The following is a 24,803-nucleotide window of genomic DNA, read 5'->3' on the forward strand; positions in this document are numbered from 1 at the left end:
GTCGTTCCCCGATCAGGACGATCCGAACCGCCGGGAGAGCGTTCGACCGAGGTTCAGCGCCGACAGCGCCGGTGCCGGCCGTCCCCGCTCCCACAGCAACAGCGGTATCGGCTGGGCGCCGAAGTACTCCTTGAAGCTGAACACGCCGTTCCTGAAGTCCGGCGTCGACCCCCGGAGGTCGTACGTCTCGTAGCCCTGATCCATCGCCCACTTGATCGCGTGCTCGTGAAGCAACTCCGGGGCGTGGTACTCGAAGTGATCCGCGGTGACGGCCGTGTAGAGGTGCTGGACCGACGACTGTTCGTCGTCCGAGACGTACAGGTACATGCCGCGTCTCGCGCCGTCGACCCGGAGCGAAAAGATCGTTATTCTGTCCTCGAGTCGCTCGAGTTCGGCCAGAAACGAGTACGGGAGCGCGTCCATCTCGACACGGTCCATCACTTTCGTGTAGTCGTCGTAGAAGTCGGACAGCACTCCGGCAGTCAGCGGCTCCTCGACGACCTCGAACTCGTTTTCGCGGCCGCGTCTAATACCGCGGCGGCGCTCTCCGTGCATGTCCTCGAGGATCGCGTCCCACCCCCGGCTGAGATCGAGCGTGAACCGACACGAGTGGACGGCGACGTCGTAGCCGCGTTCTCTGAGCGCGTTGTGGTAGCGGACGTACCCCTGGTTGTAGGTCCGAAACTGGTTGAACAGGACCCGTCCGTCACAGCGGTCGGCGACGCCGTCGAGCAGGAGTTCCAGCGCTCGTTCCTCGTTGGCCATCGCGATCGGACCGCCGTACCCCGGTTCGATCGACTTTAGCTGATCGACCGGTCCGAGTTCGGTGACGAAGTTCGGGAGGACGGCGATCGGGTTTCCCTTCTTCGAGACGAGGACGTGTCTCGGCTCACGGCCCGTTCCCGCCTCGACCGCGCGGAGCCACTCGTAGCGATGAAAGACACAGCCGAGTTCGGACTGTTCGACGATATTGTTCCACTGGTTCCGATTCACCGCGTCGATGCTGTCTATGTGTTCCACTTCGAGAGACATCTGCAGACCTCGGCACGTACCGTTCTCTTACCGGTGTCCCGGAAGAAATAGCTTTGGAGCGTCCGACGGATACGTTTGCATTTCTCGACGCCGGCGGGACGGGTAATCGTGAATTACGACAACTCGGGACGAACTCTCGACTCGAGCCACCCACCGGAGGCGAGGCAGTAACTCAACGGAGTACGTTCACACGGTCGAGCACTGCCGAGTGCAGTTCGGAAAGCGGCGGCGGACCGTCGGCGTCGGACGAGACCACGACGACGCGATCGGCGTCCCCGGAGGCGTTGGTGAGGAGCCGTGCGTTGTCCTCGTGGTCGAGCATCTCGTTGGTCGCGAGCGCCGAGTCGCCGACGACGATCACCGTCCCGTCGCCGACGTCTTCGACGGTCGCGACCGGATGCGAGGAGGGACGTTCGTCCTCTCCGAGCGTCGCGTCCGGATCGTCGACGAGGTAGCTGAACTCGCTCGAGTTCGCGAGCACCGTCGCGCCGTTTGGCTCGACCGCGGTCGCGTGGTTCAGCCCCAGTCGATCGACGTCCGCGGTCAGCGCGTGGTCTGCGACGTCCGTCGCGATCGGCTGTGCCGGACCGCGGTAGTGGTGGCGGTCGTCTCGGAGCACCTGGCCGTCGAGTCGGGCCTCGGCGCCGACAGACGAGAGAACGGCGTTCGCCTCGGGCGAGTCGGCGACCACCACGAGCGTGCCGCCGTCCCGGACGAACGTCTCGGCGCTCGCGGCCGCGTCGTCCGCGGTAGCCACGTCCGTCTCGTCGGTATCGTCGGACGGCGCGGTGATCGCGACGGTGCCGTCGGGTTCGAGCCCATCGTATCCCGCTGCAGTCTCGTACTCGAGACCGGGCTCAGACTCGATCTGCTGTCGGAGTTCGCTGGTGCCGTCGTCGCCCGGATTGTACGGATCGTAGGCGACGCTCGAGGTCGAGCCAACCCAGGCAAGCGTGACGAGGACGACGACACCGAACGCGACGAGGGCGAGTCGCGGACGGTCGGCGCTCACGGGAGCACCCCCGGCGCGATCAGCTGAATCGTGCGGACGGCGACGACGACTGCGGCGCCGGCGATTGCGACGACGGTAATTCGGCGGATCCGTCCCCGCCAGCGTGGGTCGACCTCGGCGGGAATCAGCAGTTCGTTCAGGACCACGAATCCGAGCACTGCCAGCAGGAAAAACGCGCCGGGGGAGAACGCCTCCAGCGCGACGAGTCCGAGCAGTGCTCCAAGCAACCAGGTGACCTGCAGGCGGACGTATCGATGGCGCCGCGACGTTGGCATCGACGACAACCGTTTACGAGCAGTTCCGTAAACCTAGCAGATGGTATCGATCTCGAGCACGCGGTAAGACGAGTTTACGACCGACTCGAGGGCGGTGTCCGCGTCGGAACCGGCCGAGACGTGGCTCAGGAGTGCACCGCCACCGCACCGGAGTCGTACACCCGGTCGCGCTCCTCGAGCGTGTCTCGCGGGAGGTCCGACTCGTCGACGTACTGCGTGAACTGGAGGGGTCTGTTCTCGAGTTCGCCCTCCCGGACGAGGACGGCGTCGTGGTCGTCGAACATGGCGTCGCCCTCGCCGGCGTCGACCACCGAACACAGCGAGCCGTGGAACTCTCCCATGTACCGACAGGCGATCCGGTCGGTTCCGATCTCTCCGCCGTAGCCGTCGTCGACCGCCGCGAACGACTGGCGCTCGTGATCGGAGAGGTAGAACGTGTAGAACGGCCGCTCGACGACCGGGTTGTCGGAGGCGGTGAAGTCGCTCGAGACCGCCGTGAAGGTGAACAGCGACAGGATCAACAGGAGGACGAGCAACACCGTCAGCCCGCCGCGCTGGAGCAGTTCGTACAGCCCGTAGCCGCCGGCCAGCGCGACGAACATGAAGCCGTAGTGGCCGAACCGGTCGACGTTGACGCCGGCCAGCGCGTCCAGCAGGAGCACCGGCCCGGGGAAGACGAGCGGAACGAGGAGGATCGCAACGACACCGACGGCCGTCGTGCGCCCGCTCGGTCCCCAGCTTCCGCCGTGGACGACGTCGTCATCGCCGGCGCCGCCGTCTGCGTACGCCGGCCGTCGATCCCGTTCCAGCAGGAACAGGAATCCGAGGAGGACGAAAAAGAGCGCGAACCCGTACGGAACGAAGTTCGCGACCTCCACCCAGGGGCTCGTGATCACGCCCTCCGGGACCGCCGACTCCGTCGGCTCGAAGAGCACCGCGTAGATCGTTCCCGCGATTCTCGTGACGACGAACTCCGCGGCGTACAGCCAGTAGAGGGCCGTGAACAGGAACGTGACGGTGAGGACGTAGCTGCCGACGATCGGCTCCGACCGGGTGACCGTCCGCTCCGCGAGCGCCACGAGGGCGAGGATCGCGAGCACGAACGGGATCGTCACGGGGTGGGCGACCACGATCGCCGCGACCAGGCCGACCGTCAGGAGTTGCATCCCCGCGGTCGGGCGACTCAGGAGCGCGAGCAGCAGTGCGAGAAAGAAGATCGAGGCGACGCTGCGCGGAATCGAGTACATCCCGTAGAAGAGGTACAGCGGGAACGAGATCGCCACCAGACTCGCCAGGAGGCCGTACTTCTCGTCCGGGTAGAGTCGGCGGGCGACGCCGTAGGTGAGCCCGACGCCCGCGGCGAAGAGCCCGCCGGAGAGGAGGTAGATCGCGGTGTACGGCGCGAGCCAGCCGCCGAAGACCAGCGAGGCGAACGCGGTGTAGACGTGCCACAGCTGGAACGAGTCGTAGCTCGGTAGGAGCGTCGACGTCCGTCCCGTCTCGAGGATCGTCGTCGTCATCGAGATGTGCGACGTGAGGTCGGTGTGGCCGACGAAGAGCCCGTAGTTCAGGGTGACGCTGTAGATGACGAGCAAGAGGGTGACCGCCAGGTGATAGAGCCCGATCGCGCGGCTCGCTCGACCGGTCGGTGCCGTCGCTATCAGCAGGAAACAGCAGAGGTAGAGGAGCGAGACGCCTGCGTAGAACGCGTACGGACGAACGTCGGTGGCGACCAGTACGAGGACCAGTGCGCCGAGTACGAGGTGAAAGAGCGTCGACCAGACCCGCCAGTCGACCCGGACCGGTGGCGACCAGCCGCCACCCGTCTCGGAACCGGCGCGGACGCCTCGAGCGACGAGCGGCGCCGCGATCATCGGGACGGCGACGTACAGCCCCAGTATCGACAGGTTCGGAAGGCCGAGGAGGAACGGAACGGCGACGCCGAGAACCGCGGCGACGACGAGTACGACCGAGAGCAGCCGGGATACGTCGAACTCGGTTCGGATCACGGACGCCTCCATCTCCGTTTCGACCGGTCGACTCGACCGCGTGCCGCTCGCGCGGCGCGACGCGTTCGTCGTCCGGCGCTCGAGCCGGTTGGTTCCGTCGGGCGATCCTGCATAGTCGAGGGTTCGCTATGCGAGCCACTGCGAAAAACGTTACAGCACGTTCAGTCGATCCGACGGATCCGGCGACGCCCGTCGCGGGGGTGACGATCGAACGTGACCCGAACGCCGGATTCGGTCCCGCGATCGGCTCACGCGACCGAATGGATCTGCCGGTAGATCGAGATTACCGTGAGCAGCTGCGGACAATATAACGCTTCTCCGCGTGACGATATGAACGCTATAGAACGCCTGAAACGCATTTCATACTGATGGATCGTCGAACCGTCCTGAAGGCGAGCGGTGCCGTCGCGGCGACGGTACTGGTAGCAGGGTGTCCGGACGACGCCGATCCCGACGAGCCCGAGGAGCCGGAGGAACCCGACGACGAGCCGCCCGACGACGACCCACCGGACGACGAGGAGCCGGAGGGATTCGAGGACTCGCTCGCGGACCAGGTCGACGAGGACGACGAGGGGATCGACGTCGTCCAGATCGATTACGACGAACTCGACGACCCGACCGACGTCTACCGGGTCTGGTCGGGCGACCCGTCCACGGTCTCGTTCGTCGACAACCACACGTTCGAGGGTGAGGCGGCGCTGCGATGTGATATCCCTCGAGGCGGAAGCGACGGGAGCAACGCGGCGTACTGGTTCCCGGCGAACGGGTACGGACAGCCCCTCGAGGTTCGCCAGCGGGCGATGGTTCGACTGAACGACGACTGGACGATGAACGCGGGCGACGTCTGCCGGTTCTGGTGTTTCGGCCTGAACACGGAGGCGGGGGGTCAGGGCTCCGGCGGTCGCGGACGGCCGTCCGGAACCGACGGCTGGTCGAGCATGCTGGCGATCACGAACCGGGAGAGCCGGTCGAACGACGAGTACAAACTCGCCGCGTACACCTACCACCTCGACCAGGCCTGGACGAGCGGCGAGTTCGAGGTGATCGACACCCAGGTGCCGGCCGGCGAGTGGATCGCGCTCGAGACCGAGGTCGTGATGAACTCGATCGACGACGGTCAGGCGGTAGACGACGGCGAGGTTCGCTGCTGGCTGAACGGCGACCTCGCCTACGAGCGAACCGACTTTCGCTGGACGACGGTCGAAGAGCAGGCCGTCGAGTACGCCGGCCCGCTGGTTCGGTACGGGGGCGGCGAAACCGCACCGACGGATCTCGCGATCCACTACGACGAGCACGAACTGCTCGCCGACGGCATCCCCGAGATCCCGCCGTACGATCAGCACCCGTACTTCGAGGATCCGGCGAACATGGACGCCTACGACGGGCGCGTGACCTACGTCAACGGCGACGGAACCGCGACGTACCGCCTCTACGTCGACGGCGAAATCGTCCACACCGACTGGAGCAACGTCGACGGCCAGCAGGCGATGTACAACGACACCGTCGAGGTCACGCCGGCCGACGTCTCGGAGAGCGGTTACGCGGTCGTCGAGGCGACCGCGGAGCCGAACACCGTCGACGGCTACCTCTTCAACGGCGAGTTCGTCGCCATCGACGCCGATCCAGTCCCCGTCGAACTCTGGATCTCGGGCGAGCAGGTCGAACCCATCGATTACCTGACGTCCCCTACCGACGCGTGAGGGGAACGGGTTCGTGATCGGGAGAGCGAGATCGATCGACCGTCGGCAGTTTGCGGACGAGTCCTGCCGGCGGCGTCAACCACGCGCCCAGATCCGATCGATCGACGTCCCACGGAACCCCGGGCTTCGCGACCGCCCGCAGACACTCGAGCAGTCGCTCTTCCTCGCGGTTGCGGGCGTAATAGTACAGCTCTCGAAGCGGGAACACCATCTCACCGTCCGGTTGTGGCGACCGGTCGGGTAACCGATCCTCGAGGCCGAGCACCGTCGCGACCATCGTCGAGGCGAACCGGTAGCCGTGCGCGCTCGCCAGCGCGTACGACGCCCAGAACTTCGGATTGATCTCCATGAGCACGAGTTCGCCGCTCGCTCGGCGCTTGAACTCGACGAGCGCGACGCCGTGCCAGTCGATCTCCCGGAGCAACTCGGTGGCCGCGGTCTCGAGTTCCGGGTCGCGACACAGCCGAAGGTGGGTGCCGCTGCCGCCGCGCCGCGGGACAGATCGCAGCTCCTCGTGACAGACATCGAGTTCGATTTCGCCGTCGCGGACGAACAGGCCGCAGCCGTACGTCGACGTCGATCCGGTGATACACTCCTGGACGAGTACGTCTCCCGTCGGCGCGACGGCCTCGAGCCGATCGTAGACGTCCCAGAACTGATCCGGATCCGCGACGCGGGCCGTCGTCCCGTGACCGCCGCCCGCCTCCCGTCGCGCCTTGAGAAAGACCGGGAACGCGAGGGCCTCGAGCGATCCAGCCGGTCGACCCTGAGCGTCGATCTTCTCGACGAGTCGGGAGTAATCAGTCGGCACGTCGATATCGAGGGCGGCGGCTCGCTCCATCGTCGCCGCCTTGTCCGCGGCGACCTCGAACACGTCGGGGTCGGGGAGGCAGACGGACGCGAACGATGGGAGGTCGTCCCGGACCGACTCGAGGACGGCGGCCGACTCGTAGCCGACGGGGAGGACGAACTGCGGGCGGTGGGCGTGGATCACGGACCACAGCGCCTCGAGGAAGCCGGAATCGTCGACCGGCGGGATCGTGACGGCGACGTCGCAGTAGTTCGATCGGAGTAACCGACTGTGCCGCATCGTCCCCGTGCCGACGATCGTCGCGTCGAGATCTTCCGATAGCTCCTGGGCGATCACGAGCGCGGTCGGGTAATCGCCGTCGAGAAGCAGCACTCGCGGCCCCGGTCGCATGTCACGTCTCCCGTGATCCCGCGTGAAAAGCGACGCCGATCGTCTCGTCGGTCTCCGGCGAGTAATCTCGATTTTCTCCGCCGAACGCGGCTGGTAAAGGGAGTGTTTCGTCACGACCTGTCGTTCGTCGGTGTCGCTACTCGAGGCGAGGGAGACGCGTTCTGGCGACCGGGCCCCCGTCGTCACGAACAACGAGGAATTAGCGGCGGTGAACGGCGTGTTGACTCCGGTAATACTCGTTTGGACCTGGCCCATTTGGACGTCGCAGTACGGTCAATAATTTTATGAAATCGCCCCACTCCGAATCACTTTCGGGATTGTTTACAGTCTCTCGAAAGAGAAAATTTATGTCGGTAGTCCCCCGTTACCCGACCGTATGGAACGAGAGCAGCCGGCTCGAGAGCAGACTGACACGGAGCACAGTGACGGATTTCGCGGGAGTAATGACCGCGTTCTCGGCCGGAGATCGTACCTGAAGCTCACCGGCGGGGCGATGGCCGCGCTGGGAGTCGGAACCGGTGCGAGCGCGACGGCCGCCGGCGACGAGTCGGGGCCAGCGGTGATCGATATCGACTACGACGAGTACGAGGATCCCGGAGCAGTGTACGACGTCAACGACGTCCGTGGCTCGTACACCCCCGAGTTCGTGACCGACCGATCGACGCGCGACGGCCGTTCGCTGCGCACGGAATTCACGAGCGACTCGAAGATCGCCAACTGCGAGTACCGCTTGCCCGAGAAGGTCGGGGAGCATCAGGACGAGGTGTACACCCGGTTCACCGTCCACCCGGAGAACTTCGATCTCGGTGCGAACGACACGGTCCGGATGTTCTGGGCCCCGCTGACGAACGGTGACGGCTCGTCCGGCGGCGGTTCGTCCGGGGGCACGAACGGCTGGTCGAACGCGATCGGGTTCGCCAACCGGAACGACTCGCCGGCGCCGGATGGCTACAAGTTCTTCTCGTACGCCTACCACATGGACGGCTCCGGTGACTTCCAGATGACCGACGCCGTCGTGCAGATGGACGAGTGGAACGAGATCGAGTGCCACATCAAGGTGAACACCTCCGACGGCGGCTCGGCCAATGCCGACGGCGTGATGCGCTACTGGGTCAACGGCGACCTCGCCTTCGAGGATACGTCGATGCGGTTCACCACCAGCGACGACAACCGAATCGAGGCCGTCGGTCCGCTCGGCTACATGATCGGCAACGTCGGCGGCGCACTCTACTACGACGAGCACCAGATCGTCCTCGACGCGGACCGCGAAGAAGCCCGGAGCGCGCTCGAGTAACTCGCGTTCGTTATACCGTCGGCTGTACGTCACGTCGGGGCAGCCTCGACCCGTCTGGGACCACTCCGACGAGCAGTTACAGCCGCCAGTCTCAGATCACCAGCGAGGCCGCCAGACCGACGAGCGCGACGCCGAGCGCGAGTTTCAACCGACCGGCCTCGACCCGGTGGGCGAGCCACCAGCCGACTCCGACGCCGCCGAGGTACGCGCCCGTGATGGGGACGAACAGCGCGGTGACGATCGCGCCGAGGAGCAGGTAGTTGAGCGTCGTGAACAGCGCAGTTGCCACGACGACGACCTGCGTGATCGCGATCGTCGCGAGCATCGGCACGCCGACGAGCACCAGCACCGGCGCCGAAAGGGCTGCCCCGCCGATACCCAGGAGCCCGCCGGAGACGCCGACCACGAGGCCGACTGCAACGAATCCGACGGTATCCCACCCACCCCGTCCGAGTTCGACGCGCGGCTCGAGATCGTGGTACTCCCGGTAGACGATCGTCACGCCGACGACCGCGAGCAGTGCGGCGAGGACGAGGCCGTACAGTTCCCTCGAGAGGGAGGCGTTCGCCTGGACGCCGACCCAGGTGCCGCCCGCGGCGGCGACGCTCACGACGCCGGCGATCCACCAGTCGATCTCGCCCGAGCGCGCGTAGATGAGACTTCCCAGCACCGCACCGACGGTGAAGATCGCGCTCGAGGTGCCCGCGACCTGGGCGCTCGAGAGCGACGTCATGAGATACAGTCCAGTAACGATGAGGATGCCGCCGGGACCGATCGTGGCGACGATCACGCCACCGAGAAAGGCGAGTACGACGAGCGCGACCAGCACTTCGGTAGCGACCACCACGTGTCTCGGTCGGTCGTATTCGATAGGCGAGGGTATGGGTTCGCCTTGCTGGCCAACGGTCGGTTCTCGGGCACTCCTCCCCTCCGGCGGGGCGATATCGGCGCTGGACGGCGGTCGTAACGAACAACGGGACGCGACCTCGCGTCGACATCGCCCGACCAAACGGTGCGAGTGCGAAACGGTGTGTCGCGGTCAATGAGTAGATTTCCAAATGTTCTGGCGCAGAAACTGACGCGTCATTTATGCGCGTCCACGGTCGTTCTGGAAGCATGGCGGGAACACCGACCGAAGAACCGCAGCAGTTCGTGTGCATGAATTGCCACAACATTTCTGCCGGGATCCCGGGGACCGATTCCGACGACTACGAGCCACCGGTAGAGTGCGGGGCGTGTAATGCGGACGATTTCGTCGAGTTCACCAGGTTCGAGCGAGTGTACGAACGGCGACGCTGATCGCTCTCGCTCCGATTGGACTGACGAATTGCGCTCCGAAGGGCGGAGAACGCTACCGCTGGGAAGAGGCTTCCCGCCGGCGCTCGAGCAACTCGTAGCACTCCCCGCAGGGGCCGATCCAGGCGTCCATCGCCTGCGCCTCGCGGATCAGTCGCTCGTAGAGCGTCCGGTAGCCCGGAAACTCGTCTTCGTTCATATACCGCGGGTGCCAGCAGACAGTCATGATCGCGCCGTGGTCGTGGGCCTCTTCGAGCAGTCGACGACACTCCCGCCAGGCCCACTCGAGCGACGGCGCCGACGAGAGCAGCGCCCGTTCCATGAGCGTCAGCGGGAAGACGACGAACTCGTCGCCGAACGGCCGGATTACGTCGTAGTGGCCGTCGAAGCCGTACCGCGTGCTCGAGCCATAGCTGGCGTCGTACCGCAGCCCGATCGCGCGGTGGTGCTCCCAGGTTCGCTGGCCGACCAGGTTCAGGTAGTGCTGGCGTCCTCCGACGACCGGTTCGTCGAGAATCCCTTCGAGGACTTGCTTCTCCTCCCGGAGGCGGTCCCGATCGTCGGCCGAGTCGTACGAGCCGTGCAGACCGACCTCCCAGCCACCGCGCTCGAGCGTCCGAAACACGTTGACGAGTTCCGGATCGGTGGGATCGTACCGACCGGTGTACAGCATCCAGTTTTTCGGGACGAGCCACTCGCGGGGGGACTTCTCCCGGAAGAGCGACTTCTCGTTGAGCACGTAAAACGACGACCGGACGCCGAGGTCGTCTTCGAGGGCCGCGAGTTCCTCGAACTGCCAGTAGGGTCGCTCACCGGTGACGAGCGAGCGGAGGTGGGACGGATTCCGCTCGGTGACGGCGTAGTAGGGGGCCTGGAACGTCTTGTAGACGCGGTCGACGTCGTGGGTGAGACAGAGGGCGAACTCGTGGTCCGCGAGCGACGCGCTCATTCGTGGACGACCTCCGGGGTGACGGAATCGTTTTCCTCCACGTCGGCGCCGGCGACGTCCTCGACGACGTCGACGACGAACGCGGTCGTATCGATCTTCTCCGCGAGGACGCGCCGCCGCCGCTTCGCCCAGGTCGACTCGCCCGTTCGCAGGAGTTCCCGCGCGTGGGCGACGATCTCTCCCGGGTGGGCGTCGTTCGAGAGCCATCGGAGTAACCGGTAGCGCCCCTCGAGTTCCTCGAGCACGCCCGCCCGGAGATCCGAGACGTAGAGCGCGGGGGTTCCGAGGAGACAGCTCTCGATCGCCATCGTGGCGCTCTCGCCGAGGAACAGATCCGCTCGAGCCAGCAGGTCGTGCATCCGGTCGGGCGCCACGTCGGCCCGTCGAGCCGCGAGCGTCGGCGGCAGCGCTCCCTCCGCGGTGATCCGGACGGTCGCGCCGAATCGCTCGAGGCCAGCGATTACTCGCTCGAGGCTGGCGACTCCCGTCCGACCGATGTCGTGGGCGGCGTTCCAGGAGACCAGCCGCAACACGACGAGCGGACCGTCCGCAGGCTCGAGTCCGGTTGGGAGCGCCGGATCGGGAGCAAACCAGTTCGGGTGGAGGTAGGCCAGTTCGTGGTAGCCGGGGTAGCGACGGTGATGCGCGCCGTAGTCGTCCCAGAACGCGCTCGGCGTGTAGACGCGATCGGCGAACGGAAGCGAGACGGCATTCTGGAGGGCCGCGTGCTCGGTGTCGGTAAACAGGATGCCCTGGGTATCGCCGATCGCGGACACGTGTGCGATCGCCGGCTCCCCGATCCCGAGTACGGCCGCCGGCTGCAGTCGGCGAACGCGGCGAAGAATCTCGTACTCGTATCTCGCCTGCACCGCGAGTAGATCCAGTGGGGTATTCACGGGCCCCGCGAGCCGCTGGTGGGCGATCCCGTAGCGCTCGAGCAACTCGCAGGCGACGTCCTTCTCGCGAGCGAAGACGTGGACGTCGTAGCCGCGGTCTCGCAGTTCGGTGATCGCGTTCCTGAAGAAGTGAACGTGTGCGGGGTGCTGGATGGTACACACGATACGTCGATCGTCAGCCATGCCGCTGCACCTCCAGTTCTTCGGAGACCCGCAACTCGAGTCTGGCCGCAAGCGACAGGAATACCGCACCCGCGGCTAGCAGGAGGCCGCTCACCGCGAGTCCGACGAGGCCACGGTCGTCGGATCGACGTCGCTGCCGGAACACCGAACGGAGCGCGCCGAGGAAGCCGCCGCCCGCCGCAAGCGCGCCGGCGGCGTAGAACAGCGGTACAGGATGGGCGTCGCCGATCGGATACCGCCTTCCAAGCCGCCAGGCGAAGGTTCGGACGAGCAACACGGAGACTTTCGGAACGTACGTGGTGTAGTCGATGTTCGACTCCTCGTCGCCGTAGACGGCCGGCATCGCGACGTCGGCCACGCGCAACTCGTTGGTGTTGAGCCGTACCAGCAGATCGTTGGGGTAGCCGTAGTCCTCGTACATCGACTCGACGTCGATCGCCTCGAGCGCGTCCGCCGAAATCGCCGTGTACCCGTTCTGGGGGTCCATCGTCCGCCAGTAGCCGGAGGCAACCTTCGTCAGGAACGTGAGCAGCGCGTTTCCGAACAGCCGGAATCGCGGCATCCCCCTGCGGTAATCGTCGCTTACCAGCCGGTTGCCCTTCGCGTAATCCGCCTCGTCGGCGACGATCGGATCCAGTAGCGAGGGCAACTGCTCGGGATCCATCTGGCCGTCGCCGGCCATCACGGCCGTGGCGTCGATCGCGTCCTCGAGCGCCCGCAGGTAGCCGGTCTTGATCGCGCCGCCTACGCCACGGTTCTCCGCGTGGCGGATGGGAACGACCCGGCGGTCGAACGTCGATCCGCCGTTTGCGACGAGCGCGTCGCGTTCCCTGACGGTCGCCCGTGCCTCGTTGTTCACCCGGGCGGCGTGGCGGGTGATTTCGGTCCAGGTGTCGTCGGTCGATCGGTCGTCGACGACGTAGACGCGGTCGACGTAGCTCGGCACCGTCTCGATCACGTCGCCGACGAACTCCGCTTCGTTGTACGCCGGCACGACGACACCGATCGTGTGTCCCCTATACATCGGTTCCCTCCTCCGCTTCGACGGTGCTGTCTGTCGCGCCGTCGCTCCCGGTCCCGATCGTGTACACGCGGTGTGCGTCGGGAACTGCGTCGTCCGCGAGCGCGTCGCGGCCGTCGACCACGACCAGTTTGCCGTCGTCGGGTTCGAGCGCGTCCCAGTCGAGCGCCTCGAACTCCTCGTGGGGCGTCACGATCACCGCGGCGTCGAACTCCTGGTCGTCGACAGCGCCGAGGGGGATCGACGTCAGCCCGCGGCGTTCGAACTCGTCGAACGACTCGAGCAGCGGATCGACGCCGTAGACCGCTGCTCCGCGCTCGTCCAGTTTCTCGGTAATCGCGAGCGCCGGCGACGCGCGGATCTCCTCGACGCCGGGGCGGTAGGTGAGTCCGAGTACCAGCACCGAAGCGTCGCCCAGCGCGGTCCCGGTCTCCGACAGCGCCGCCTCGAGTCGATCGACGGTGTACGCCGGCATCGAGTCGTTCACCGCGCGCGCGGTCCGCAACAGTGGCGCGTCGGTCTCGAACGGCTCGATCACGAAGTACGGATAGTACGGAATGCAGTGACCACCGACGCCGGGGCCCGGGTCGTGGATGTCACAGTAGGGCTGGGTGTTCGCGAGATCGATCGCCTCCCGCACGTCGATTCCGAACTCGTCGGTGAACGTCGCGAGTTCGTTCGCCAGCGCGATGTTGACGTCGCGGTACAGCCCCTCGAAAACCTTCACCGCCTCCGCGGTCGTTGCGTCCGCGGCGGGGATCACTCCCTGGTCGTTGAGTTCGCCGTACACCAGTTCGGCGACGCGGGTACTCTCGTCGTCGACCCCGCCGACGACCTTCGGATACGCGCCGCGGATGTCCTCGAGCGCCCGCCCGCTCGAGGTTCGTTCCGGACAGCACGCGAGGCCGAACTCGCCGCGCGAGAGACCGGATTCGCCCTCGAGGGCCGGTAGAATCCGATCCGTCGTCGTCCGGGGCGGGACCGTACACTCGACGAAGACCGCGTCGCCGGGCGAAAGTCCCGAACCGATCGCTTCGACGGCGGCGTCGAGCGCCGCGAGATCGGGTTCCCGCTCGTCGGTCAGCGGCGTCGGGACGACGACGACGTGGATCGCGGCCCGGTTCGCGGCCTTACTCGGTTCGGGCGTCGCCGCGAGCGCTCCCTCGTCGACGGTTTCGCGCACGAGTTCGGCCAGGCCGGGTTCGCGCTTCACGTGGCAGTCGCCGTCTTCGATCGAGTCGACGACCGCGGGATCGACGTCGGCGCCGACGACGTTACCCGTTACGTCGGCGAAGACGGCGGCGAGCGGCAGCCCCATCTTCCCGAGTCCGTAGACCGCAACCGGAATCGAACCGTCGGTCAGCGCCGCCCGCTGGCGGTCGGCCGGCGCGGTCGTTCCGTACGGCGAGTCGACGGTGCCGTCCGACGGGGAGTCGGTCCGATCCGGCCGCTGTTCGTCCAGTCGCGACTCCGGATCAGTCATGGGGAACCCCCACGTCGACCGCCGCTCGGCCGTCGGCCCCCCGCGATTCGATCCGCTGTGCGATCTCGAGGGCGGCGAGTCCGTCGTCGATCGTCACTTTCGGCGTCTCGTCCGTCCGGACGGCCTCGAGGAACGACGCGAGTTCGTTGCGCAGCGGTTCGTCGTTGGGAACGTAGGGCCGTTCGACGAGGCTCTCGTGTTTGAAGCGGACGCCACCGCCGTTCTCGACGTACTCCGGCACCGAGCGGCGGTGGATCTCGATCGACTGGTCGATGTAGTCGACCTCGATGAGACACTCCTCGGCGGTGATCTCGAGCGTTCGTACTTTCCGCTGGGTGAGGCGACTCGCCGTGAGCGATGCCATCGTCTCGGGGAACTCGAGCAAGGCGGAAGCGTGGCGGTCGTCCGCGACGCCACAGCTCTTGATCGCGACGGGTTCCTCTCCGAGCAGCGAGAGCACGATGTCGATATCGTGAACCATCAGATCGACGACGGCGCTGTCGTCGATCTGCCGGCCCGGCGGCGGGCCGAGTCGACGTGCGGTGATGCCGATGATCGAGAGGTCCCCGATGATCGTCTCGAGGGTCTCGACGGCTGGGTTGAACCGCTCGACGTGGCCGACCTGTACCGGAACGCCCGCGGTGGTGGCTTTCGCGCGTAGCTTCCGTCCCGTCACGAGGTCGTCGACGATCGGCTTTTCGACCAGCGTCGGAACCCCTTGCTCCAGACAGGTCGTCGCGACCTCGTAGTGGTGGACGGTCGGGACGGCGATCGAAACGGCGTCGGCGCGCTCGAGGAGCGTCTCGAGGTCGGTCGCCCTCGTGTCGTGTCGCCCGGCGACCGTGCTCGCTCGTTCGTCGTCGACGTCGAAGACGCCGACCAGGTTCGCCGCGGCGAGTTCGTCGTACACGCGGGCGTGGTGTTGCCCCATCGAGCCAACGCCGATCACGCCGACGTCGAGGGGACGGTTAGCCGTCATAGGACGCGATCACCTCCGTCACGTGGTCGATATCGTCGTTCGAGAGGGCCGGGTGGACCGGCAGCGAGAGCACTTCGGCCGCCGCCCGCTCCGCGTTCGGCGCGTCGTGGCTCACGTCCTCGTAGGCCGGCTGTTCGTGGATACACTGCGGATAGTAGATCGCCGTCCCGACGCCGTGGCTCTCGAGGTGGTCCCGGAACGCCGTCCGGTCAGGTGTGCGGACGGTGTACTGGTGGTAGGCGTGCGTGTGGCCGGCCGGTTCGACCGGTGGCTCGACGTCCGTCTCCGCGAGCGCGGCGGTGAGTCGAGTCGCGTTCTCGCGCCGGCGAGCGACGAAGTCGGGGAGTCGCTCGAACTGCGCGCGACCGATCGCGGCTGCGACGTTGGTCATCCGGAAGTTGTGACCGACCGACGCGTGCGTGTAGCCGCCGACCCGACCGTGGTCGACGAACCGTTCGACGCCGTCCGCGACGTCCTCGCGGTCGGTCAGGACCATCCCGCCCTCGCCCGTGGTCATGTTCTTCGTCGGGTAGAACGAGAAGCAGGCGGCGTCGCCGAACGAGCCGACTCGCTGCCCGCGGTAGGTCGCGCCGTGAGCCTGGGCGCAGTCCTCGACAAGGGGGACCTCGAAGTCCGCCGCGAGGTCCAGGAAGGCGTCCATCTCGGCCGGACAGCCATAGAGGTGGACGACGAGGATCGCATCGACGTCGGACGCCGTCGCTACCTCGCGCGCTGCGTCGGGGTCGAGGTTGTACGTGACGGGATCGACGTCGGCGAACACCGGTTCGGCGCCGGCGTGTCTGATCGCGTTCGCCGTCGCGACGAACGAAAACGGCGTCGTGAGGACGCGATCGCCCTCGCCGATCCCGAGCGCGACCAGTGCAGCGTGCAGCGCCGCCGTTCCGTTCGCAGTCGCGACCGCGTGCTCGGCGCCGCAGTAGTCAGCGAACTCCCCCTCGAACTCGCGGACGACCTCGCCCTCGGCGAGCATCCCGCTCTCGAGGACGCGCGTGACCCCCTCTGCCTCCTCGTCGCCGATGACGGGTTTGGCGATCGGGATCATGAATCGTCGTTCCCCCCTCGAAGCGACTCCGGGAGCGGTTCGTGCGTCGCCGGAACGCCGACCGCGAGCGTCTCCTCCGGGACGTCGCGGGTGACGACCGCGCCGGCCGCAATAAACGATCCGCGGCCGACGGTGAGCTCCGGCAGGACCGTCGCGTTCGCCCCGACCGAGACGTGATCCTCGAGCGTCGGTCCCTCGAGTTCCGCCTCCCGGCGGAGCGGGTAGTGATCGTTCGTCAAAACGGCGTTCGGGCCGAGAAAGACGTGATCGCCGATGACGCTGTGGGCTGGAACGTAGACGCCGGTCTGCATGCTGACGTTCGACCCGACCGTCGTGGAGCCGTCGATCGTCGTGTTGGTCCCGACGAGGACGTCGTCGCCGATTTCGGTCCGTTCGCGGATCACCGCGAAATGCCCGGTCCGAAATCGGTCGCCGATGACCACGTCGTCGTAGACGATCGTCCCCGGTCTGATGACCGGGTCCGATCCGATCACTGGCGGGCGAGAGTCGTCACAATACTCATATCCGACGGTCTCCCCGATCGACGTGCGTTCGCCTGATAGTCCCTCACTCATGTTTTCTCACCATGGAGAGAGGGTTTCAAAAGCCGAAAAGATCGTTACGGGTGTTAACACGCTCAAATTCCGCTCAAATCACACGTTCGATCCGTCAGAGCTCGACCGGTCAATCGGTTCTGGTTTCGCTCCGGACAGGATTCAAACTCACGGCTCGCGGGCCGACAACTTCCGGTTACACCGGCAAAACGAGACGTCGAGACGATCGCTCGACTCGCCGTCAGAGCATTTTCCGGGCGGAATCAGCGCGGAACGAGATCGGCGACGCTCGAGCGTCTCGAGCAATCGCATATCTGAATTACTCCCGCGTGACGGGGCAGAAACGGTCGTTTTGTCGGATTCGGTCGGACACTGCCGCCGTGGATCGGTCAGTTCGGTTCGTGGGATCGATCCGTCTTCGCGGCGTTCGTCTGCGTCGCGACCTCACACTGGGGACGGATCGAACGAGCGCGTACCGACCGAGAGGACTCACGCTACTCGGGTTCGGAAGAAACAGAAGAAACGTCCGAAACGAAGGTCGGTTCGCTGAGTAATACGTTCGCGTTACGCCGCAACCCAAACGTTCGTCGCAGCAACCGACGTGAACTGGACGTTCTCGTTCTGCTGCATGCTCACCTGTGCAGCGTTCGCACTGCCGTCGTCGTCAGCGACTGCCAGCGCCATCTGCTGTTCGTTGATGTTCTGCTGGGTAACGAACTGGTGCTGTTCGATCTCCGCGCTCGCGTACTGGTCGACGTCGTGCGTCTGGTCGTCGTTAGCGGTGTCGTAGTCGTACGACATGCCGGCGGCACCCTCGACGTCGTTCCCGTCCACGGTCACGGACGTACTCGTCGTCTGCGTGACGTCGTCGTGAGCGTAGCTCGGCCCCGCGTAGACGTTGAGCGCCGACGCGTAACCGATCTGTGCGTTTACGTTCTGCTGTTGGGCCCACTGCACGGCGGTCGCGTCACTGTCGTTCGTGGCGATCGCCATCGCAGTGTTCTGCAGGTTGACGTTGAGCTGTTCAACGGCCTGTCCCTGGGTCACTTCGGACGTGGCTTCCTGTGAGATACCGTTCTTATCGGCCTTCGTGTCGTCGCCGCCGGTCGTCGATCCTTCGGTCGAGACGACGTCGCCGCCGTTGCCGGCACTCGCGACGTTCATTCCGGGCATCGAGGCGAGGACGTTCACGGCCTCGGCGGATCCGAGCTGTTCGTTGATGTTGGTCTGTTCGGTGATCTGGATCGCCGTTGCGGTGCTGTTCTCGCCGACCGCGATGGCGACGGCAGCACCCTGTTCGTTGACGTTTGCCTGCTCAACGTCCTGTCCCTGTTCGACGACCGCGCTCGCGTCCTGGCTCGCATCCGCGCCGCTCGTTCCTTGCTTTGGCTTGTCGCTGAACTTGCCGTCGCCGAGGTAGACGTTGGACGCGTTTGCGGCACCGTCCTGTAAGTTGTAGTTGGACTGGGCCGTCTGCTGGAGGGCCGTCGATTCACTGTCGTTCGCGGCGAGCGCGAACGCGGTGCTCTGTTCGTTGACGTTCGCCTGGCTGACGTTCTGCGCCTGGCTGACGGTCGCCTGAGCCTCCTGGCTCGCGGTCACTTCGTTCTTGTCGTCCTTGGTGTCGTTGACACCCCAGCCGTTGAACTCCTGGCCGTCGCCGTTACCCATGACGATGAAGACGTCATCGACGTTCTCGAACTGGGTCTCCTGGGCCTGGCCTTCCTCGTTGTCAGCCGTCGCCACACCCTCTTGGACGTTGGAGTTTATCTGGCTCGCTTCCTGCACGGCGGTCGCCTCTCCACCGTCGATGGCGATCGAGACCGCCGGACCCTGTTCGTTGATGTTTACCTGGTTAGCGTTCTGGTACTGAACGACCTCAGAGACTGCATCTTGATCTTCAGCCGGTTCTCCGGGGTTGTCCGTCACGTGGTCATCGATGAACTCCTCGACCGATTGCTCGCCGAGATCCGCGCCGAAGACGAGGTAGAGTTCCTCCCCGTCCTCGAGCGCGTGAACCGTCTCGGAGTCGGCATTCGTGTTCGTAGTGTCGCCGGCCATCGCTGCCGGCGCGCCGGCGGCCAGCATCGACATGGCGACGATACAGGCCATCAGGACTGTCGTAAGCTGTGAGCGTTTCGTGTGTGTATCTGTCATCGTTCGTGTGATCTCTGACGTGATAGTGTTGTGTTCTGAACCGATTCGACGCGAACCGTCGTATTTCGATGACAGACATAGTTATCTGTGAGTTGAAACCTGTATGAAGCGAACTACTGATCAGAAGGTGGGAACTTATGGATAGAAGGAAGCGTCTAGTGTCGCTTCACGTCTGTTCTAAGTCGTTTCTGCTCGCTGTGACCCACCCTACAGAACGAAGCAGAAAACAACGCGTCGTTGATCTCTCTGCGGTGGAATATGGTACGATCGGGTGGTTCGTTTCGACTGGTGAACGCGAGACAAAGGACATCACGTAGGCACGCATTCTTTCAGAAGCCTGATGAGAGGACTCACTGATCTCGGCATCGGTGAGCACCTCGGCTGCTTTATCGGCACTCCGTATCGAGCACGCAAAAACTACCGTGAGCGAGGGTCCGGGGGTTCATTGCAACGAGTCCGACCGAGAATACGAATGCAAACTCGATGGCAACGCTGAAATACGCCGCATCAAGCTCGCCTGTAGCGACCCACCTGAAGGACGTACTTGCCGGGCGCTGCAGTGCTAGCCAACGAACTTGTAACCATTGATGAGACCGTCAGACGCCGTCTAAACACACCCGAAACCACCCTGTACAACGACTGACGATTCTCACAGATTGTTACCACGAACCATACTGCTTGAAACCTCGTATTGCACTTCGAAACTACAGAGTCAGTATTTGATAGTCGCCCGTATCTAACAGGATCATGTCCAGAATCTCGCTCGGTTCGTTTACCCTCCCAAAGTGGAGGAATAATTATTTGAAACGGTGTCTCAGAATTGATACGCGGTCACTCGCTGTATTTCGCGTGTTCGTGGGACTACTAATCATCGCAGACTTATTTCTCCGTGCCAGAAATTTCACGTTTTTCTATACAGAAGAGGGCGTTGTTCCGCAATCACTGGCGATGGAGTGGGCGCCGGAGTATGCATTTTCGTTCTATTATCTCACGTCGGATCCGAATATCATCGCGGGACTATTCGTCGTCCAGGGATTGATCGCCGTTCAGTTGATCGTCGGCTATGAGACCAGAGTTGCGACCCTCGTTTCGTTCCTCTTCGTCCTCTCGTTAGACCATCACAATCCACTCGTCACAAGCTACGCAGATACCTTGTTTCGATTACTCCTGTTCTGGGCTATCTTCCTCCCGCTCGGAGAACGGTGGTCGATCGACGCCGTCCACACTGACGCACAACCGAGAACGTACGTAGCGAATCTCGCAACCCTGGCGATACTGATGCAGATGATTGTTATGTACTTCGTCAACGGTTTTCACAAAACACAGAGCGACGTGTGGAGAACTGGAGAAGCCACTCCGCTAATAATGAGTGCCGACGATATCACCTTCCTGTTTGCAGAATACGCACACATCTTTCCGACGCTTCTCGAACTCGGTGGTATGATGTGGTACTACATGTTATTACTCTCGTTTTTGTTATTCTTCTTCCAAGGACGACTGCGTATCTTGGGTGTCGCAATGTTCTTTGGAGTCCACGCAGCGTTCGCCGTAACCGTCAGAATCGGGGCGTTCCCGTACGTTGCGATGGCCGGACTCCTGCTCTTTTTACAGGCGCAATTCTGGGAGGACGGAAAAACCGTACTGGAGTACGTAAACGTCTACGATCCTTTGGCGAACGTTCTCTCTGAATTAGAACGACGCGGAACCGCTATTGCGAGATCTTTCCCGGCATTCAATTTCAGCACGAATCCTCGATCGTTCGAAAAAACGAACGTATACGTCGTCGTACTCTGTGTGGCGATCGTGTTTTCGTTCATCCTTCCACTTATTTCGTTTTCCGCGACCGCCGGTGGTATCGACGACGATCTCGATCCCGATGAGCGAATACACAATCCAGCCGAGAGCCTGGGAATCGCCCAACCCGAGTGGACCATATTCGCTCCGTCACCACAGACGACCTCCTGGTACTACGTTTTCCCAGCAGAAACCGCAGACGGTGAGGTGGTCGACGTATACAACGATCGAGAGTTGACGTACGAGCGGCCACACGACGAACTGCAAAAACAGTACGATACCTACCGAGAACGGTTCTACATGCACCGAGTCATCCGCGTAGAGATGGCAGATGACGACAAATCGGGTGCTTCAGTAGTCCTCGCCGACTACCTGTGCACCGAGTGGGAAGAAGAGCGAGGGACAGAACTCGAACGTATTAATATGTACGCTGTCGTCGAGCCTGTGACCCTCGGAGCCGACGACCCACCGCCGGAGCACGAAAGGGATATTGTGCTATTTTACGCGTTCGGATGCGATGGAAACGAACCGAGAGAGATAGCACCGCCCGAGACGGAAGAATAACGTCACCCGAATATATTTCCCCCAGAACGGCCACAAATCGCCGATACCTTTCCTCGAGGGCTTCCAGAGTCCACTTCTTTCTCTACATTACAAATAATTGACTGATAAGCAAAATGATGTGAACCCACCTATACTTTTACAGGTAGTCATAGATGGTGTCCTATTACCCGTGGCTGGCACCCTTCACGTCCGAGGTCCTTCCCTCGAGCACAAGCAGACTCGCGTCGATCAATTCGTCGTTCATATCGTCTGTGCGACTACATCAGCTCTCGGGCTACTCTCGGTGAGGAGAGTTCGAACGGTTGATCGGAAAACAAGTAAACTAGACCCTCGATTTCATCCGGATCGTCACCGACGACGGGTGTCCGCTGAGACCCACCATAGTGACTGAGGGAACCAGAACGGAAGCACCCAAGAGTCACGCTGGTCGTGAGGTTCGATTCTACGCCGAAACTACGTGGAACTCCGACAAGCCCGCACGGCACTACAGTACCAACTAAACGATTTCCTCACCGATCGCACTGTCCGCGGTTCTCGCTTGCCACACTCACTCCGAACTGCGCTCCCGTCGCGCGATCGGGTCTGCATCGACTGTCAGTGGCTACTATAACACGAGTCAGGGCCGTGTTCAAATACTATCGTGAGTACTCAGCGTCCGGTGAGACCACCACGAAAGCCCCTGGGCCGCTCGAGTCGGGGAGCTCGCTGCGCGCTTACTCTGCGTGCTTACGTCGCCCGCCGTCCTCGAGAGGCCCAGCCTCTTTCAGTTCCACCCGAGTCGGGTGCCCGGCCGGCCATCGTGGGTGGGACTGAAAGGGGCTTTCGTGGTGTTCAATTCTCTCAGCGGGTCGGTGTACTCTGAACACCGTCGTTTTCAAACACGCAGCATGTATAGGATAGATACACGCAATCCGTGAACGCATATTCTACGGGGTTCGGCGAGGTATAATTGGTGCCAGTAAAAATCCACTCGTCTGGAGCGGAAACTGTTATCATAGGACACAATATTTGTGGCCAAAAACATTCGAGAACGCCTGACTGTTTCACTTGCGAAATTCCCCTGTTATCGTACAACCGTCGGTAATTGATGTTGCTACTTCGAATTCCAGAGACAGACCGGCGGTTCTTAACCGGAGTAACTGCCGTAACGGGCGTAATAACGTGGTCATACTGACGACAGAAAAAACAACCCTCACCGAGAGAAACTCACGATTCCTTCGAATACAGGTATTTGGGCGCCTCAATTCATTTATCTGATATGAAACCGTTGCCCGGGTTCAAGTTAGGCCCCGTAATGAGTAGTGACTGGGCAACGCGTCACAGCAGGGTGGAAGCATCTCTCGGCGGTGAGCTGCGGCATTACCGAAGGGGCCGTACCCTGTAATGCCTGCCTCGATCGCCCGTGTGATGCGTGCCTGGTGACTAAACAATGAAACGCACACTCACGATTATGATGGCGGTAGCGATGATTGTCGGCCTCATGTTCATGGGGTTCGCCGGAACAGCGGCGGCTCAAGACGTCGACATCGGGCTTGACGCTAGCGGCGGTGACGGTGGCGACGGCGGTGACGCAACCAACCTCGCGTACGTGGACCAAGCTAACACCAATGTCCAGTACGCTTCCGCTTCAGCAAGTGCTAGCGGACACCACAGTGGAGCGAGCGCTGGAGTGTCTCAGACCCAGTTCGTAAACCAGCAGAACTTCGCTGACGTTGACCAGACCGCTGTGGGCGGTGACGGCGGCGACGGCGGTGACGGCGGTCAGATTACCGACGTCGACATTGACGTCGATATCGACGCCTAATCGATAGCACTGTAGTACAACTTTTTTTGCTGCATAATCGACGGTTCCGTTAGCTTGCGAATTCCGCACTTGATCGGCGACTACCGTCTCTGGCTCGACCGTTTGTGGTTCCAAATGGCAAAGAAGGATGAGAGGTCCTGAACCGGACCGCAGATCCGCTCGTATTCACGCGACCGAACGTGCTGCGCGATCGATCGCGTGTCACGCGGACGCGCTCGAGAATCACGAGTTGCTCGAAGCGGTCGGCGATCTTCCGGTACGGTTGACGGTGATCGTACCGCGAGAGAGCAGCCTGAGCGGTAACGTACACCCCGAACTTTCACTCATCTGGGCAGAGAAGGTGTGAAACAACGGTCCGAGTTTCACACAGAGTCGCACCCGTAGCGATGTCGGTTAGGCTGGATCGTCTCTGGTGGATCGGGTATCTCTTCGACGAGTCAGTGATGTCGTTGTCTCGAACCTACGACAGGAGGTTGTAGACCTCTTCTTCCAGAGAACGTTCGAGGTCCGCTCAGAGACATCATCGATTTGAGCAGACTGTTTCAAGGACGCTCGAATCAGGATCAAGACGAAGGTGGTGATAGGCCAGCATCAGAAGGTATCAGCACTCGCTGACACTCTCGCCTCAGTTCAACTTGCAGTCTCCAAAACCAAGATCGTGCTTGGGGTCCTCGAAGAACATCTCGACCATAGAGCCGAAAAGCGAGTCGGCAGGTAATTCTATCATCGGCGCAGAAGGCCCAGACGATGTTTCGGCCCAGACGGTGTCACGTTCAGCGTGATCATAGACCCAGTCGATATCGGGGTTGTCCTCCCCGGTGTTCTCGCCGATCGAATCATCAGGGATTATGTAACCGCCCCGTGATTAGCGCGTCTCGCCGTGAGTTTGAAACTCTTCGAGTCGTTCGTGATCGAGTCGATCTCCGTTCCAATCGTCCTCTGTGACCAACTTGTTTCGGGCGCGACTTTTGACTAGGAGATCCTCGCGTGCGATGGTCCAGCAATAAGATCGGAGCAAGGGTGATTTTCATATGGTACCGCCGGGGAGTGATAGCGAGTCGAAATCGTTGACCACCTCGTCCACAACAGGAAGTTTGTGACCGACATCGGCAACCATTGCTTCCGCCCACATCCCCACCTATTTAAAACTGGTGATATAAGTTACACAACTTCTACGAGAGCGGTCTAAAACCGTTCTAGGTCGAACAGATACAAGATGCTTTTACAGATGTAGGTGGAGGTGAAAATCGAAGGGGTTTCTTTTCGGCGACCTAACCCGCGAATTCGGTCTGGAACTGCCATCCGGGTTCAAGTCGGATTCTGTGATGAGTCCCGACTGGGCAACGCATCCCACCGGGCAGCGTCTCTCCGGAACTCAACTGCTCGTGTGATGCGTGCTCAGTGACTAAACAATGAAACGCGCACTCACGATTACGATGGCGGTAGCGATGATTGGCAGCCTCATGTTCATGGGGTTCGCCGGAACAGCGGCGGCTCAAGACGTCGACATCGGGCTTGACGCTAGCGGCGGTGACGG

18 protein-coding genes and 2 pseudogenes are annotated in these 24,803 nt (G+C 63.0%); 5 read left to right on the forward strand and 15 right to left on the reverse strand.

Annotated elements, in window-relative coordinates; all coding sequences use genetic code 11:
- Nucleotides 1-12 precede the first annotated feature (12 nt).
- From CV102_RS10525 to CV102_RS10540, 4 genes are all read right to left on the reverse strand, one after another.
- Entirely contained in the window at nt 13-1,032 is a 1,020-nt protein-coding gene (locus tag CV102_RS10525; RefSeq protein ID WP_148857954.1) for a peptidoglycan bridge formation glycyltransferase FemA/FemB family protein, read from the reverse strand.
- Between the two features lie 172 nt (nt 1,033-1,204).
- Nucleotides 1,205-2,044 (reverse strand): DUF4350 domain-containing protein, encoded by an 840-nt coding sequence (locus tag CV102_RS10530; protein WP_148857955.1) that lies wholly within the window; start codon nt 2,042-2,044, stop codon nt 1,205-1,207.
- Nucleotides 2,041-2,319, reverse strand: coding sequence for a hypothetical protein (locus CV102_RS10535; protein ID WP_148857956.1), 279 nt, complete (start codon nt 2,317-2,319; stop codon nt 2,041-2,043). The genes CV102_RS10530 and CV102_RS10535 overlap by 4 nt, the downstream gene beginning before the upstream one ends.
- A gap of 125 nt (nt 2,320-2,444) precedes the next feature.
- Nucleotides 2,445-4,328, reverse strand: a complete 1,884-nt coding sequence (locus CV102_RS10540) for a hypothetical protein (protein ID WP_233710663.1) — start codon at nt 4,326-4,328, stop codon at nt 2,445-2,447.
- Nucleotides 4,329-4,696: 368 nt separating this feature from the next.
- Here CV102_RS10540 and CV102_RS10545 point away from each other — a divergent pair, with 368 nt between their 5' ends.
- Nucleotides 4,697-6,028 (forward strand): twin-arginine translocation signal domain-containing protein, encoded by a 1,332-nt coding sequence (locus CV102_RS10545; protein ID WP_148857958.1) that lies wholly within the window; start codon nt 4,697-4,699, stop codon nt 6,026-6,028.
- Here the strand turns inward: CV102_RS10545 and CV102_RS10550 are convergent.
- A complete protein-coding gene (locus CV102_RS10550; protein WP_148857959.1) occupies nt 6,015-7,229 on the reverse strand; it encodes a carboxylate--amine ligase in 1,215 nt (404 codons plus the stop codon). The two genes, CV102_RS10545 and CV102_RS10550, sit on opposite strands and share 14 nt — an antisense overlap.
- 376 nt (nt 7,230-7,605) lie before the next feature.
- Between CV102_RS10550 and CV102_RS10555 the strand changes: the two genes are divergently transcribed.
- On the forward strand, nt 7,606-8,523 hold the full coding sequence (locus CV102_RS10555; protein WP_148857960.1) for a hypothetical protein: 918 nt from the start codon (nt 7,606-7,608) through the stop codon (nt 8,521-8,523).
- A gap of 91 nt (nt 8,524-8,614) precedes the next feature.
- Here the strand turns inward: CV102_RS10555 and CV102_RS10560 are convergent, their stop codons facing one another.
- The 9 genes from CV102_RS10560 to CV102_RS10605 form a co-directional block, all read right to left on the reverse strand.
- Complete coding sequence (locus CV102_RS10560; protein ID WP_233710664.1) at nt 8,615-9,367, reverse strand: sulfite exporter TauE/SafE family protein; 753 nt, start codon at nt 9,365-9,367, stop codon at nt 8,615-8,617.
- A 507-nt stretch (nt 9,368-9,874) separates the two neighbouring features.
- Nucleotides 9,875-10,768, reverse strand: coding sequence for a polysaccharide deacetylase family protein (locus CV102_RS10570; RefSeq protein WP_148857963.1), 894 nt, complete (start codon nt 10,766-10,768; stop codon nt 9,875-9,877).
- A complete protein-coding gene (locus tag CV102_RS10575) occupies nt 10,765-11,847 on the reverse strand; it encodes a DUF354 domain-containing protein (protein WP_148857964.1) in 1,083 nt (360 codons plus the stop codon). The genes CV102_RS10570 and CV102_RS10575 overlap by 4 nt, the downstream gene beginning before the upstream one ends.
- Nucleotides 11,840-12,871, reverse strand: a complete 1,032-nt coding sequence (locus CV102_RS10580; protein ID WP_148857965.1) for a glycosyltransferase family 2 protein — start codon at nt 12,869-12,871, stop codon at nt 11,840-11,842. Before CV102_RS10580 ends, CV102_RS10575 begins: the two co-directional genes overlap by 8 nt.
- Nucleotides 12,864-14,351, reverse strand: a complete 1,488-nt coding sequence (locus tag CV102_RS10585; RefSeq protein ID WP_148857966.1) for a nucleotide sugar dehydrogenase — start codon at nt 14,349-14,351, stop codon at nt 12,864-12,866. The genes CV102_RS10580 and CV102_RS10585 overlap by 8 nt, the downstream gene beginning before the upstream one ends.
- Nucleotides 14,344-15,330, reverse strand: coding sequence for a Gfo/Idh/MocA family protein (locus CV102_RS10590; RefSeq protein WP_148857967.1), 987 nt, complete (start codon nt 15,328-15,330; stop codon nt 14,344-14,346). The genes CV102_RS10585 and CV102_RS10590 overlap by 8 nt, the downstream gene beginning before the upstream one ends.
- Nucleotides 15,320-16,393 carry a DegT/DnrJ/EryC1/StrS family aminotransferase gene (locus CV102_RS10595; protein WP_148857968.1) on the reverse strand — a complete coding sequence of 358 codons (1,074 nt, stop codon included), beginning with the start codon at nt 16,391-16,393 and terminating at the stop codon, nt 15,320-15,322. Before CV102_RS10595 ends, CV102_RS10590 begins: the two co-directional genes overlap by 11 nt.
- Complete coding sequence (locus CV102_RS10600) at nt 16,390-16,968, reverse strand: N-acetyltransferase (RefSeq protein ID WP_148857969.1); 579 nt, start codon at nt 16,966-16,968, stop codon at nt 16,390-16,392. Before CV102_RS10600 ends, CV102_RS10595 begins: the two co-directional genes overlap by 4 nt.
- Before the next feature lie 543 nt (nt 16,969-17,511).
- Entirely contained in the window at nt 17,512-19,104 is a 1,593-nt protein-coding gene (locus tag CV102_RS10605) for a hypothetical protein (RefSeq protein ID WP_148857970.1), read from the reverse strand.
- A 747-nt stretch (nt 19,105-19,851) separates the two neighbouring features.
- Here CV102_RS10605 and CV102_RS10610 point away from each other — a divergent pair.
- Nucleotides 19,852-21,462 (forward strand): HTTM domain-containing protein, encoded by a 1,611-nt coding sequence (locus tag CV102_RS10610; RefSeq protein ID WP_148857971.1) that lies wholly within the window; start codon nt 19,852-19,854, stop codon nt 21,460-21,462.
- A gap of 1,429 nt (nt 21,463-22,891) precedes the next feature.
- Nucleotides 22,892-23,266: a hypothetical protein gene (locus CV102_RS10615; protein WP_148857972.1), complete on the forward strand. Its 375-nt coding sequence runs from the start codon at nt 22,892-22,894 to the stop codon at nt 23,264-23,266.
- 214 nt (nt 23,267-23,480) lie between these two features.
- Here CV102_RS10615 and CV102_RS10620 read toward each other — a convergent pair.
- Nucleotides 23,481-23,703: pseudogene (locus CV102_RS10620) on the reverse strand (IS66 family transposase); the annotation flags it as partial.
- Nucleotides 23,704-24,678: 975 nt separating this feature from the next.
- Here CV102_RS10620 and CV102_RS26565 point away from each other — a divergent pair.
- Nucleotides 24,679-24,803 (forward strand): annotated as a pseudogene (locus CV102_RS26565) (acetylglutamate kinase); the annotation flags it as partial.

It is taken from the genome of Natronococcus pandeyae (assembly GCF_008122205.1).
In the GTDB taxonomy this organism is placed as follows: domain Archaea; phylum Halobacteriota; class Halobacteria; order Halobacteriales; family Natrialbaceae; genus Natronococcus; species Natronococcus pandeyae.

Bases quoted from the DNA above. Each gene is read 5' to 3' on its own strand.
- CV102_RS10525 (WP_148857954.1), bottom strand. From the start codon at position 1,032: ATGTCTCTCGAAGTGGAACACATAGACAGCATCGACGCGGTGAATCGG.
- CV102_RS10535 (WP_148857956.1), bottom strand. From the start codon at position 2,319: ATGCCAACGTCGCGGCGCCATCGATACGTCCGCCTGCAGGTCACCTGG.
- CV102_RS10545 (WP_148857958.1), top strand. From the start codon at position 4,697: ATGGATCGTCGAACCGTCCTGAAGGCGAGCGGTGCCGTCGCGGCGACG.
- CV102_RS10550 (WP_148857959.1), bottom strand. From the start codon at position 7,229: ATGCGACCGGGGCCGCGAGTGCTGCTTCTCGACGGCGATTACCCGACC.
- CV102_RS10555 (WP_148857960.1), top strand. From the start codon at position 7,606: ATGGAACGAGAGCAGCCGGCTCGAGAGCAGACTGACACGGAGCACAGT.
- CV102_RS10570 (WP_148857963.1), bottom strand. From the start codon at position 10,768: ATGAGCGCGTCGCTCGCGGACCACGAGTTCGCCCTCTGTCTCACCCAC.
- CV102_RS10575 (WP_148857964.1), bottom strand. From the start codon at position 11,847: ATGGCTGACGATCGACGTATCGTGTGTACCATCCAGCACCCCGCACAC.
- CV102_RS10580 (WP_148857965.1), bottom strand. From the start codon at position 12,871: ATGTATAGGGGACACACGATCGGTGTCGTCGTGCCGGCGTACAACGAA.
- CV102_RS10585 (WP_148857966.1), bottom strand. From the start codon at position 14,351: ATGACTGATCCGGAGTCGCGACTGGACGAACAGCGGCCGGATCGGACC.
- CV102_RS10590 (WP_148857967.1), bottom strand. From the start codon at position 15,330: ATGACGGCTAACCGTCCCCTCGACGTCGGCGTGATCGGCGTTGGCTCG.
- CV102_RS10595 (WP_148857968.1), bottom strand. From the start codon at position 16,393: ATGATCCCGATCGCCAAACCCGTCATCGGCGACGAGGAGGCAGAGGGG.
- CV102_RS10600 (WP_148857969.1), bottom strand. From the start codon at position 16,968: ATGAGTGAGGGACTATCAGGCGAACGCACGTCGATCGGGGAGACCGTC.
- CV102_RS10605 (WP_148857970.1), bottom strand. From the start codon at position 19,104: ATGACAGATACACACACGAAACGCTCACAGCTTACGACAGTCCTGATG.
- CV102_RS10610 (WP_148857971.1), top strand. From the start codon at position 19,852: ATGTCCAGAATCTCGCTCGGTTCGTTTACCCTCCCAAAGTGGAGGAAT.
- CV102_RS10615 (WP_148857972.1), top strand. From the start codon at position 22,892: ATGAAACGCACACTCACGATTATGATGGCGGTAGCGATGATTGTCGGC.